Genomic DNA, 11,756 nt, shown 5'->3' with positions numbered 1-11,756 from the left:
AGGGCTCATGCCGCAGATCACCGTCGACTACTCCGACAGCCTGGCGGACGGCTTCGACCGGCCCGGCTTCGCGCGGGCCCTGCACACCGCCGTGGTCGACATCGCCGCCGCCAGGCCCCCGGCGTGCAAGACCCAGTTCCGCCGGACCGAGGACACCGTCGTCGGCCCCGACACCACGGGCCACGCCGTCGTCCACGTCACCCTCGGGCTGCTCGCGGGCCGCACCGAGGAGACCAAGGCACGGCTCACCGAGGCCGTGCTGGACCTGCTGCGGCAGTTCGTGAAGCCCGGCGGGGGAGTGGCCCTGCACGCCTCCGCCGAGGTGCGCGAACTGGACCCGTCCTACCGGAAGTACGAGGGCGAGTAACCGGGCGCCCCCGGCGGGCCCGTGCCCTCAGAGGTCCGGTCGGCCCAGCCACGACGGGCGGACGGGGACGCCGTCCTCGTCCAACTCGCCGGCAGCGTCCGGCCCGCCCGGGGACGGCCCGCCGACGGTGTCGGGCCCGCCCGGGGGCGACTCGTCCGGGGACGGCGGGTCCTGGGGTGCCGGGGCGGAGCCGGGCGCGGGGGCGGCCGGCGCGGGTTCCCGGGTCCCCCCGGGGCCCGGGTCCGGGGCGGCGGGCGCGTCCGAGTCCGCCAGCAGCTCCGCCACCGTGAACCGGGTGCCGAACGACTGGTACGCCCCGTCGACGACGAGCAGGAAGCCGTCGTCCACCCGCAGCAGCCGGCGGCGCTTCGGGCTCGTCGGGTGCCACGGCTGGTAGGCCCGGGCCCGCCGCTCCAGCTCCTCCAGCGCCTCCGCCCGGGAGCCGGTGACGTGGGCCACCACCTGTGCCTCGGTGTGCTTGCGCTGCCCGGTGCCCACGGTCGTCTCCACGACCAGGCCCCACGTGACCGTCCCGCTCACCCCGAGGCCAGGTGGACCAGCCGGGTGACCAGATCGGTGAACGGGCCGTCTCCCGGCTCGTGCCGGAGCAGGTCCCGCAGCAGCGCGGCCAGTTCGGCGTCGGCGGCGGCGGCCACCGCGGCCAGCGCGGCGAAGTCCTGCACCAACTGCTTCTCCAGCTCGGCGCGCGGGATCCGCCGGCCGTCCAGCCAGATCAGGGCCGTCGACTCGGCGAGCGAGATCCAGGACCGCACCACGAGCTCCAGGCGCGCCGGGGCCGGGCCCGCCACCCCCAGGTGCGACAGCATCTGCTCGTACGCGGCCTGCCGGACGGCGTCGATCATCGCGTTGGTGGTCGAGGAACCGACCGCCGGGCCGCCGCGCATCAGCGCGGAGAAGCCCGGGCCGTGCTCGTCGACGAAGTCGAAGTAGCGGCCCATCACCCGCCGCAGCCGCGCGCCCAGCGGCCCCTCGTGCGGCTCCACGAACCGCGACGCCAGATCGTCCGCGGCCCGCTGCAACGCGGCCTCGTACAGGCTGAGTTTGCCGGGGAAGTAGTGGTACACCAGCGGGCGCGAGATGCCCGCCGCCGACGCTATCTCGTCGATGGACACCTCGTCGGGCGAGCGGCGGCTGAACAGTTCGAGGGCCACGCCGATCAACTGCTGCCGCCGCTCGTCGACTCCCATTCTGCGGCGTACCCCGGTAGTCATGCGAACACCATACCGATCGATTCCAGCCGCGAACGGTCCGGACCGAGCGCGGGTGTTCGGCGACCGGTCAGCCGAGCCCCCGGAGGGTCCCGCCGTCCTTCAGGGTGCCCTCCAGGTCGGCACGGGCGCCCTCTTCGGCCTCGACGGACAACAGGTTGCCCCGCGCGGTGCCCCGGACGCCGCCCGTCGCCGTCACCGACGCCACGTCGCGGCTCCCGGCGGCCAGCAGGTGCCAGGTCCCCGTCTCCTCCGCCTTCCACAGCACCCCGGCCAGCACATGCGGGGAGCGCGCCCCGCACGCCGGGACGTCCTCGGCCTTCGCCGTCACCGCGCCGGTCGACCCGCCCGGCGTGCGGAACTGCGCCATCACCCGCGCCCCTTCGCCCCGCCAGGTCTCGCCCCGGGTGCACACCCACTGCGCCGTCGCCGCCGCGGACCCGGGGAGCGCGGCGGCTCCGCCCGCCCCCTGCGCGCCGGGCATCGGCTGCTCGGCGAACGCCCAGGCGTTCACGCTGCGCACGCCCGCCGCCCGCATCGCGGTCAGCGAGCAGGCGTACGGCGCCCAGGTGCGCAGTGCCGCCGCGCCGGACGCCTCACGCGGCGCGGAGGGCCGGCCGGCCGTCAGGTGGGCCGGGACCACCTCGCCGAGGTCGGTGACCAGCCGGCTGCCGGTGCCGTCGGTCAGCTCCAGCACGTTCCACGACGAGCACGCCCCCTGCTGCAGGGCCGGGCTGGCCAGGGGTGACGTCACCCCGTCGGTCAGCGGGAGGTCCATCGCCGCGGCCTCCGGCTCGCGCAGGTCCCGCTCGCCCGCCGACCGCACCCACGGCGCCGTCAGATAGCGCACGTTGCCGTCGGCCCGGCTCAGCACCACCGCGCTCGCCTCCGCCCGGCCGGCACCGTCGACCCGGGCGAAGTCCAGGGCGGCGCCGTCGGTGCCGTCCTTGGGTTCCGCGTACCGGACGACGCGCAGCCCGTCGTGCAGGATCACCACCCGCGCGTTGTCCACCGCGCCCGCGTACAGCAGCTGGGGCGGCCCGGCCGGCCCGCCGGTGGGCGTCCCGGGCGTCGCGGACACCTGCACCCGCTCGCCCGGGCGGGCCCACACCGCCAGGGCGCGGCGCAGCAGGGCGTCGTCGTCCACGCCGTCACCGCGGGCGGGCCAGACGGAGAAGTCGGTGCGCGCGGACGTCTTCCACGTGCTGGGGGCGACCCGGGTGAGCTGCCCGGGTTCCAGGGCGGCCTGCGCGGCCGGGTTCTGCGCGTACGGCGGCGCCGCGGCCCCGTCGGGACCCCAGCCCTCGCCGGGCAGCCCCAGCAGCGCACCGCACACCACGAGCGCCGCCCCGGCGACCAGGGCGGCCTTCAGGTGCTGCCGGCGGCGCAGCAGGTCGGTGGGGCGGGCCTGGAGCGCGCACGGGTCGAACTCCGGGGAGCCGAGCAGCCGGTACTCCGCCGGCACCCGGTCCGCCTCCCGCAGCGCGGCGTCCGGGTCGGCCACCCCGGCCTCGGTCAGCGCCGCGCGCACCTCGGCGTCCGGCAGCCGCTCCAGGCCACGCAGCACGTACGCGGCACGCGCCGCCCCGGACAGCTCGCCCAGCCGCTGCTCCAGGGCGAGTTCCCCGGCGCCGCCCGAGCGGGGGAACAGCCGCAGGCCCCACACCTGGGGCAGCAGCGGCGGCAGCTGGGCCCGCTTCGGCCACGCCCGGCGCTTCAGCGGCCGTCCGGCCTCCAGCGCCGCCCGCAGCACCTTCAGCCGCACCAGCGCGTACCCGGGGTCGGCGGCCCGGCCGGTGGACTGGGCGGGGATGACGGGCGCCGACGTACGGCTCCGGGGCAGCGCCCGCTGGGTCAGCGCGTGCGCGGTCAGCACCCGGCGGCTGCGGCCGACGCCGGGCGGCAGCACCAGGTAGGCGAGCCGGACGAGCCGCGGGTAGTGCTCGACGAGGGCGGCCTCGGCATGCTCGACGTCGACGGCCGGACCGGCGGGCGAGGAGGCTGCGGGGCGCTGGGCGACATCCTGTGACTGCACGTATCGCAGAACGAGCGAACCCGTGCTTGGTCACCCGGACGGCACGTGTCACCACCGCCCGCTCCCGGCCGCACGGGGCGTGGGCTCCGGTCCCGGCCCGGTCGGCGGGGGCCCGGTCGGCAGGTGTTCCGCGGCCGGGCGTGCCCGGATTTTGAGCGTCCCGGGCGTTCGATCCGTATCTGAGGCGGAGAGCCCCTCGCCGGGGCTCCGTGCGGCATGTCGCCGGAAGGACCGGAGGAACATCATGAGGCTGACCCGACCGACGCTCGCGCTGACCGGCGTGGTGACGGCACTGGCGCTGGCGGGCTGCGGGGCCGGCGACGACGGGGAGCGGGACGTGCCGCCCACCGCCACCGGAAGCCTGGAGCACCTGGCCAGCGAGGTGAAGTGCGACCCGGACATGCAGACCGACGCGGACACGATCCGCCAGGCGATCTGCAAGAAGGGCAAGGAGAAGTACATCCTCGCCACCTTCGCCACCGACCGCGGTCAGCGCGAGTGGATCGACACGGCCAAGGACTACGGCGGTCTCTACCTCGTCGGCCGCAAGTGGGTCGTCGTGGGCCACGAGAAGGTGCTGGAGGACCTGCAGGGCCGGCTCGGCGGCGACGTCGAGGAGGGCATCGACCACAGCGGCCACGGCGGCGGTGACGGCGGCGACCAGAAGGGCGGGCACGGCGAGCACGCCTCCGGCCACGCCGGGCACGGCGGCTGAGCCGTTCGCCGCGCGCGGGGTCGGGAGAACGCCGGCCCCCCGCCCCACCACCTCGCCCGCGGCCGTGCGCCGCGCGCGGGACGGGGAAACGCCGGAGGGCCGGTGGCGGGAGATCACTCCCGCCACCGGCCCTCCCGTCTGTGCGACGAGGGTGGAACCGCGACTACGTGCAGTCCCTACCGGTGTTGATGCACTCCACCACCTCGTTCATCAGGTCCTCGTCCATGACGTTGATGAAGTCGTTGTGGTCGGTGATCGGCTTGTGCAGCTGCTCCGGGAAGCTGTCCACGGCGTACGGGTTCTGCACCTGACCGTTCTCGATGGTCGGGGTGGGGATGTCGTACACCAGCTTGACCTGGAGCTGCGGGATGGCCTGGAAGCCGTTCGGGCAGCTGCCGTCGGCCTGGACGAAGGCCATGTGGTCCCGGTGGTTGGCGCTGTCGATGTTCTGGCCGTCCCAGCAGCTCTGGAAGTTGGACGTCCGGACCACCTGGCTGCCCTCGGGGCACAGCGGGTACTTGTCCGTCGACTGCCGGTCCTCGAAGCCGGTGCAGCTCCACGAGGTGTTGGCGTTCGCGGTGCCGTTGACGAAGGACTTGGCGTCACCGGTGATGATGCGCAGGAACCTCGGCATCGCGACGACGTCGCCCTGCTTGTTGCCGACGAACTTCAGCTCGGCCTGGGCCGGCTTGAGGATCCGGCCGATGTTGCCCTCGGCGCCGCCGCCCTGGTCGTTGGCGTCGAACTCCTCGGTGCCGTCCTGGAGGCGCAGCACCGGCCAGTAGTAGGTCGACTTGTCGCCCTGGTTCTGGCAGGAGGTGTCGGCGTTGGCGAGGTCCTCGTCGCTGGAGAACGCGTCGTTGTCCTGGTTGCCGACGTAGTCGTGCACGTGGTGCGCGCCGTTGTCGACGCCCGGGGCGGCGATCAGGTTGTCGCTGTTGAACAGGTTGTTCTCGTTGGTTCCGCAGTCCGTGGTGAACGTGCCGGTGGAGCCGCTGTCGCCGTTGGCGGGCAGCCCGTTCGGCAGATTGCGGGAGTTGGGCTGGACGTCCTCGATCTTGATGAAGTCGTCCGCGACCGGCCCGGCGACGCCGTTGCCGTTGTCGTCCGGCTGACCGCCGCCGTCCTGGCCTCCGTCGTTCTGGCCGCCGTCGTTCTGGCCTCCGCCGTTCTGACCGCCGGCCGGGCGGCCGGTGCACCGTGCCAGCCGGTCCAGGTCGCCGGGAGCCTTGCCGCCGGCCCGGTTGATCTGCAGCTTGATGCGGTCGATCAGCACCTTCCGCCGGTCCTTGAGCGGACCCAGAATGGAGTTCTGGACGAAGTTCGCGTCCCCGGCCTGCGCGCGGCGCGTGGTGACCAGGCGCTGGTAGGCGTCGGTGATCTGCTGGTCCATCGAGGCCAGTTCACCGTCGACCTCGCCACGGGCCCGGTCCGGCACGTTCCGGAGCTTCTGGCCCACGTCCGGACAGTAGATCGTGACGACCTGCGACACGTTCCGTTTCGTCCGGTTGTCCGGCGCCTTCTCGTGCGCCGAAGCGTAGAAGTTCGCCCAGATCAGCCCGCCCCCACCGAGCGCTAGGGCCGCCGATGCGGCAATGGCCTTGGTGGCCAGCGGCGTACGGCGTTTTCTTGTGTTGCGTCCCATGGAACTCCTCTGACTTCCTTGCGGGGCATCCCATTGCGGGGCATCGAGGCGCCCGACAGGAGTGAAGCGGCGCCCTTGAATACGGGAGCCGCCTCGGGGGTGTTCACCCGTCCCGGAAATCGCCGACAACTTCGTACGGACCAGGGGTTTCAACGGCCCCTGTAATACCGGGAGTTGTGAATCACCCACCCGGAGTGGGGGACTGGGTCCGCCATCACCGTCCACGGCCGGTGATGCCGGACCCCACGGGTGAATAGCGGGACAACGGCCCCCGCGCGCCGGTTGTCGCTGTCCGGGAGACCCGTTCCGGTTCGCGGAGTATGTGCCTCCCGGGGTACGGCCGGCCTCCTACGCCCGGCCGGTCCGTGCGAGCACCCTCGCCTCCACCTCCGGGTCCAGCCAGGTGTAGGTCCGCTCCGGATGCCGGGGGACCGTGCCGCCGAGGCCACGCAGCCATCGCCAGGTGTCGGCGACGGTGTCGGCCACCGGACGGCAGCGCAGACCGGCGGCGACGGCCCGGGACACGTCCGCCCCGTAGAGGGCGTCGTACCCCTCGCTGCCCGGCGGCACCCACACCGGCAGCCCGGTCCACGGCTCGATGCCCGCCGCGAGGATCACCTCCGGGTCGGTCCAGCGCAGTTCGGCCGCCCCGCCGGTCACCTCGGCACACGCCCGCAGCAGTTCCTCCGTCGTCGCGTGGCCCTGCGGGGACGACAGGTTGTACGGCCCGCTCAGCCCTTGCTCGGCGGCACCGAGGATCCAGGCGGCCAGATCGCGGGCGTCGACGTACTGCAACGGCAACTCCCGCGGGCCCGGGGCGAGGACCGGGCCGCCGCGCGCCATGCGGGTCAGCCACCACGGCAGCCGGCCCACGTTCTCGTACGGCCCGAGGATCAGCCCGGCCCGCACCAGCACCGACCGGTCCGCGCCGAAGGCGTCCACGGCGGCCAGCTCCCCGCCCCGCTTGTCGCGCGCGTAGTCGGTGCGGTCCGCGTCGGCACGGGCGCCGTCCACCACCGGGGCCCGCTCGGTGTACCCGGCGGGCGGCGCCCACGCGTACACCGAGCAGCTCGACACGTACACGTACCGGGCCGCGCGGTTTCGCAGCAGTCGTGCCGTGTCCCGCACGGCCTGCGGCGCGGTGGACCAGGTGTCGACGACGACGTCCCAGTCACCGGGCGCCTCCTCCAGTGCGGCGAGCCCGTCCGGGGCGGTGCGGTCGCCTCGCAGGGACCGCACGCCCGGCGGCGCCTCCTGCCGCCCCCGGTTGAGGACGGTCACCTCCCAGCCGCGGCCGAGGGCTGCCTCCACCACGCTCCGCCCGACGAACTCCGTACCGCCCAGCATCAGAAGTCTCATGCCGGTGACTCTGCCCGGCCGGGCGGCCGGGACGAACGGCACTCTGCCGACGGCAGACGGCAGACGGCAGACGGCAGACGGCGGGCGCCTCGCGGGGCCTTCGGCGTGCCCGGGGTCAGTGTCCGGCCGGCGGCACGTACTGGTAGCCCACGCGACGCACCGTGCGGATGGCCCCGCGGTGCTCGGCCCCCAGCTTGCGGCGCAGCCGCGCGATGTGGACGTCGACGGTGCGGCCGTCGCCCACGTGGCCGTAGCCCCACACCGTGCCGACCAGCTGCTCCCGGGTGTGCACCCGGTGGGGGTGGCCGACGAGATGGGCCAGCAGCTCGAACTCCAGGTAGGTGAGGTCGAGTTCGCGGCCGTCCACGGAGGCGGTGCGCCGGGCGGCGTCGATGCGGATCAGGTCGTCGCCCCCGGGAACGGCGCCGTCGGCACCGGTCCGGTCCGCCGGGTCCGGCCCGGCCACCGGGAACGGCGGCTGCTGGTCGGCGGGGACCAGCACCAGGTAGCCGACCATCGGCGGCTGCCCGGGCAGGACCGGCAGGGTGTGCCGGGGCGCGGGCAGCCAGGTGGCCCCCGGCGGCAGCAGGTCCGCGACGGTGACCACGTCGTCCCGGTCGACGGCGCGCAGCCGGTGCCGGGGACGGCCCGCTGACGCGGCGGGGGAGACGGCGGAGGAGACGGCGGGGGGCGCCTCGCGGGTGGCGGTGGCGGTGGACAGGGGACGGGGGAGGGAACGGGGGGTCGCCATGACGGATCAGCTCTTTCGCGCGGAGGGACGTGCGTCGGGAGGGACGACGGCCGCGCGAGGAGAGGACCGGGGCGGACCGTCGTGGACGTACGCGGTGCGCGCCGGGAGACCGGAGGGGGTGGTGCGGTGCTCTACCGGGCCGGCGCGTGGGACGCGCGACAACACACCCGGTCGAAGTCGTGGTGCTGCCGGGAGGGCCAGAAGGGCTCGAGGTCGTGGCGACCCGTCGCGACGGACTTCCGGTGGCTGGCCATGCCCCCATTGAAGCAGACCCGGCCCGCCCGCAGGAGCCCGTTCCCACGGCTCGGACACCCGCCCGGCCCGCGACGCCGCGAGGGGACGCCCGCCGGTACGGCGGACGCCCCCTCACGGACGGCTGACGGTACGAACCGCGGAGATCAGACCTGGCCGGCCTTCTCCAGCGCGGTGCAGCAGGTGTCGACCAGCAGGCGCGTCACCACGTACGGGTCGACGTTGGCGTTGGGGCGGCGGTCCTCGATGTAGCCCTTGCCGTCCTTCTCCACCTGCCACGGGATGCGCACCGAGGCACCGCGGTCCGAGACGCCGTAGGAGTACTGGTCCCAGGGGGCCGTCTCGTGCAGGCCGGTGAGACGGTCGTCGATGCCGGAACCGTAGTTCTTGACGTGGTCCAGCGGCTTGGAGCCCTCGCCCAGCGACTCGCAGGCCGTGATGATGGCGTCGTAGCCCTCGCGCATGGCCTTGGTGGAGAAGTTGGTGTGGGCGCCCGCGCCGTTCCAGTCGCCCTTGACCGGCTTGGGGTCGAGGGTCGCGGCGACGCCGAAGTCCTCCGCGGTGCGGTACAGCAGCCAGCGGGCCACCCACAGCTGGTCGGCGACCTCCAGCGGGGCCAGCGGGCCGACCTGGAACTCCCACTGGCCGGGCATGACCTCGGCGTTGATGCCGCTGATGCCGAGCCCCGCCTTCAGGCAGTTGTCCAGGTGCGCCTCGACGACGTCCCGGCCGAAGATCTCGTCGGAGCCGACACCGCAGTAGTAGCCGCCCTGCGGCGCGGGGAAGCCGCCCTTGGGGAAGCCCAGCGGGTGGCCGTCCCGGAAGAAGGTGTACTCCTGCTCGATGCCGAAGATCGGCTCCTGGGCGGCGAACCGCTCGGCCACCTCGGCCAGGGCGGCCCGGGTGTTGGACTCGTGCGGCGTCATGTCGGTGTGCAGGACCTCGCACAGCACCAGCACGTCGTCGCCGCCGCGGATCGGGTCCGGGCACACGAAGACCGGCTTGAGGACGCGGTCCGAGGCGTGGCCCTCGGCCTGGTTGGTGGACGACCCGTCGAAGCCCCAGACCGGCAGGTCGGCGCCCTTGTCGCCGTCGGTGAGGATCTTCGTCTTGGACCGCAGCTTGGCGGTCGGCTCGGTGCCGTCGATCCAGATGTACTCGGCCTTGAAGCTCACGGTCCACATCCTTCGGGGAGGTCGGGGCGCTGGTGCGGGTGCTGCCGCGCCGCGCCCGGCGGGCGCCACGCTGATGTCCCACAGCGTGTCAACAGGCGATTTCCCGTCCATTGCCCGCACGTGAATGCCGTGTTACCGACTCCGCCGCGCCCGCCTCGCCGTACGCCGTCCGGCGTACGCCGCCGCTGGTGGGGCCTCCCGGGCCTCGTACGCCGTACGGCTGTCGTATGCCGTGCGGCCGGCGCGGGCCCGGGGGACACGGGCGGGGGCCCGCCGCTCCTGGCCGGAGCGGCGGGCCCCCGTGGGACGGCGGTCCTGAGCCGAGACGTGGCCGAAAAACACGCCTCGCCCCCCGCGAGGGGACCGCCGTCGGGGAATTCCTGACGGCCCGGGCGTCACCCCACCTTCTCGATCACGGCCCGGCGGATCAGGAACCTGCCGGGCTCCCGGACCTGCTCGAAGGCGGCGTCGTTGAGCAGGACACAGCTCCCGGAGGTGGAGGTGACCTCCACCGTCGTGGACTTGTTGTTGTCCAGGTTGGTGACCTTCAGCTTCGTCCCGGCCGGGAACTGGTTGCTGGACGCGGCCGGGGCGCCCGGCTCGCCGGAGAGGGTGACCGTCGAGCCGTTGCACACCTGCTCGCCCACGGCCGCGGCGCCGTCACCGCCCGGGTTCTGCGCGGCGTCACCGCCGCCCGCCTGCTCACCCGGCGCGGGCTGGGAGGGCGCCGCCGGCTGACCACCGGCCTGGGAGCCCTGAGCCGACTCCCCCACCGTGCACCCGGATGCCTCCTGCTTGCGCTTGATCTCCTCGATGACCGCCTCGCGGTTGGCGATCCTGGCCTCCGACTGGGCGTCGGGGGCCGCCCGCTGGCCTTCGATGAACTTCTGGTTGTTGCCGAGCGCGGTGGCCAGGCCCTGACACACGGTCGAGTCGCCCGCCGCCTTGACGGACGGCGTCTGGGCGGCGTTCGACGTCGTCGCCATGAAGAAGGCGCCGCCTCCCGCCACCGTCGCAGCGCTCAGCAACAGCGCCAGCTTCTTCTTCGGACCGAGAGTTCTCCTACGCGACATGCGCGCCTCCTGGAAAGGATGGGGGGAGCGGACGTCGCTATGTACGAGATACCGAACGGAGTTGCTCACCGGCCGGGGCAAGTCCACGAAGTAACCTGCGTCACACGGTCGTTGAGGGGCGTCCGTGCTACCGGGACAGCGCGTCCCGCACCGCCTCCTCGCTGCGGCCGACCACCGCCGTGCCGTCGTCGGCCGTGATGATGGGCCGCTGGATCAGCTTGGGGTGCTCCGAGAGCGCCGCGATCCACCGGTCCCGCGCGCCGGCGTCGCGCGGCCAGTCCTTGAGCCCCAGTTCCTTGGCCGCGGCCTCCTGGGTGCGCGTGATGTCCCACGGCTCCAGTCCGAGCCGTCCGAGCACCTCGCGGATCTCGTCCTCGCTCGGTACGTCCTCCAGGTAGCGCCGGACGGTGTACTCGGCACCCTCCGCGTCGAGCAGGCCGATCGCGCTGCGGCACTTGGAACAGGCCGGGTTGATCCAGATCTCCATGGGCCCACCGTACGCCCGCCCGCACGGATCCGCTCTGTTCGAATTCCAGACGCCCCGCGCGCCTCCCTCGAACCACCCGTGACGTGTCCTCAAATCGCGATCTGAGCAGGGCTTTTGTGGTTGTCCGCAGGCCCCCGGAATGTCAGTGCCGGGCAGTACACTGGAAGCAGTGTTCGAGGGAATCGCCGGGGTCGCCGTCGACTCCGGAGCCTGCCCCGACCGCGACTGGAGGATGCCCGTGCCCGCTGCCGCCCTGAAGCCGAAGCCCCTGCCCACCCAGTCCACCGCCCAGCGCCCCGTCCTGCTCGAACTGCCCTGCGCCCCCGTCGAGAAGCGCCCGCTCCCGCCCGGCCGCCCCCGCGACTGGTACGTCACGCACAACCGCCGGCTGAAGGCGATGCGCCTGGCCATAGCCCTGCTCGACTCCGGCGTCTACCTGCCCGCCCAGGCACTCAACGAGACGATCCGCAGCGCCGCGGAGATGATCGGCGTGCACCCGCCGTCGGACACCACGTGCCACATGGTCCGCGCCTTCATGCGCTACAACCGCTGAAGGCGGCGGGGCTCCGGGGCCGGTCCCCGCACCGGTCCTCGGGCTCCGGGCCCCGCCCCGGGCCGTCGGCCCGCCGTGGTCCGGGCCCTCGGCCGGCGGAGCGCCCGGGTTCAGT

General features: G+C 73.8%; 12 protein-coding genes. 3 read left to right on the top strand and 9 right to left on the bottom strand.

What is annotated here, in order from left to right:
• Positions 1-7 precede the first annotated feature (7 nt).
• Positions 8-367, top strand: a complete 360-nt coding sequence (locus AB0F01_RS02000) for a 5-carboxymethyl-2-hydroxymuconate Delta-isomerase (RefSeq protein ID WP_362089160.1) — start codon at positions 8-10, stop codon at positions 365-367.
• A 27-nt stretch (positions 368-394) separates the two neighbouring features.
• On the opposite strand, the gene AB0F01_RS01995 is transcribed toward AB0F01_RS02000, so the two are convergent.
• The 3 genes from AB0F01_RS01995 to AB0F01_RS01985 form a co-directional block, all read right to left on the bottom strand.
• Complete coding sequence (locus AB0F01_RS01995; RefSeq protein WP_362089159.1) at positions 395-907, bottom strand: hypothetical protein; 513 nt, start codon at positions 905-907, stop codon at positions 395-397.
• Positions 904-1,599 (bottom strand): TetR/AcrR family transcriptional regulator, encoded by a 696-nt coding sequence (locus AB0F01_RS01990; protein ID WP_362089158.1) that lies wholly within the window; start codon positions 1,597-1,599, stop codon positions 904-906. Before AB0F01_RS01990 ends, AB0F01_RS01995 begins: the two co-directional genes overlap by 4 nt.
• A gap of 67 nt (positions 1,600-1,666) precedes the next feature.
• Positions 1,667-3,631, bottom strand: a complete 1,965-nt coding sequence (locus AB0F01_RS01985) for a hypothetical protein (protein WP_362089157.1) — start codon at positions 3,629-3,631, stop codon at positions 1,667-1,669.
• A 244-nt stretch (positions 3,632-3,875) separates the two neighbouring features.
• Here AB0F01_RS01985 and AB0F01_RS01980 point away from each other — a divergent pair, with 244 nt between their 5' ends.
• Positions 3,876-4,346 (top strand): hypothetical protein, encoded by a 471-nt coding sequence (locus AB0F01_RS01980; RefSeq protein ID WP_362089156.1) that lies wholly within the window; start codon positions 3,876-3,878, stop codon positions 4,344-4,346.
• A 163-nt stretch (positions 4,347-4,509) separates the two neighbouring features.
• On the opposite strand, the gene AB0F01_RS01975 is transcribed toward AB0F01_RS01980, so the two are convergent.
• From AB0F01_RS01975 to AB0F01_RS01950, 6 genes are all read right to left on the bottom strand, one after another.
• Positions 4,510-5,991: a DUF1996 domain-containing protein gene (locus tag AB0F01_RS01975; RefSeq protein WP_362089155.1), complete on the bottom strand. Its 1,482-nt coding sequence runs from the start codon at positions 5,989-5,991 to the stop codon at positions 4,510-4,512.
• A 348-nt stretch (positions 5,992-6,339) separates the two neighbouring features.
• Positions 6,340-7,350 (bottom strand): SDR family oxidoreductase, encoded by a 1,011-nt coding sequence (locus AB0F01_RS01970; protein WP_362089154.1) that lies wholly within the window; start codon positions 7,348-7,350, stop codon positions 6,340-6,342.
• Between the two features lie 115 nt (positions 7,351-7,465).
• Positions 7,466-8,101: a winged helix-turn-helix domain-containing protein gene (locus AB0F01_RS01965; RefSeq protein ID WP_362089153.1), complete on the bottom strand. Its 636-nt coding sequence runs from the start codon at positions 8,099-8,101 to the stop codon at positions 7,466-7,468.
• Between the two features lie 398 nt (positions 8,102-8,499).
• Positions 8,500-9,528, bottom strand: coding sequence for a glutamine synthetase (glnII, locus tag AB0F01_RS01960; RefSeq protein ID WP_362089152.1), 1,029 nt, complete (start codon positions 9,526-9,528; stop codon positions 8,500-8,502).
• A 395-nt stretch (positions 9,529-9,923) separates the two neighbouring features.
• A complete protein-coding gene (locus AB0F01_RS01955; RefSeq protein WP_362089151.1) occupies positions 9,924-10,601 on the bottom strand; it encodes a hypothetical protein in 678 nt (225 codons plus the stop codon).
• Positions 10,602-10,728: 127 nt separating this feature from the next.
• Complete coding sequence (locus AB0F01_RS01950; RefSeq protein WP_362089150.1) at positions 10,729-11,088, bottom strand: arsenate reductase family protein; 360 nt, start codon at positions 11,086-11,088, stop codon at positions 10,729-10,731.
• 238 nt (positions 11,089-11,326) lie between these two features.
• Between AB0F01_RS01950 and AB0F01_RS01945 the strand changes: the two genes are divergently transcribed.
• Positions 11,327-11,641 (top strand): hypothetical protein, encoded by a 315-nt coding sequence (locus tag AB0F01_RS01945; RefSeq protein ID WP_362090183.1) that lies wholly within the window; start codon positions 11,327-11,329, stop codon positions 11,639-11,641.
• Positions 11,642-11,756: the final 115 nt, after the last annotated feature.

Origin of the sequence: Streptomyces sp. NPDC029526 (assembly GCF_040637405.1) — a bacterium.
Taxonomy (GTDB): Bacteria; Actinomycetota; Actinomycetes; order Streptomycetales; family Streptomycetaceae; genus Streptomyces.
This window is presented reverse-complemented; position numbering and strand designations above follow the sequence as displayed.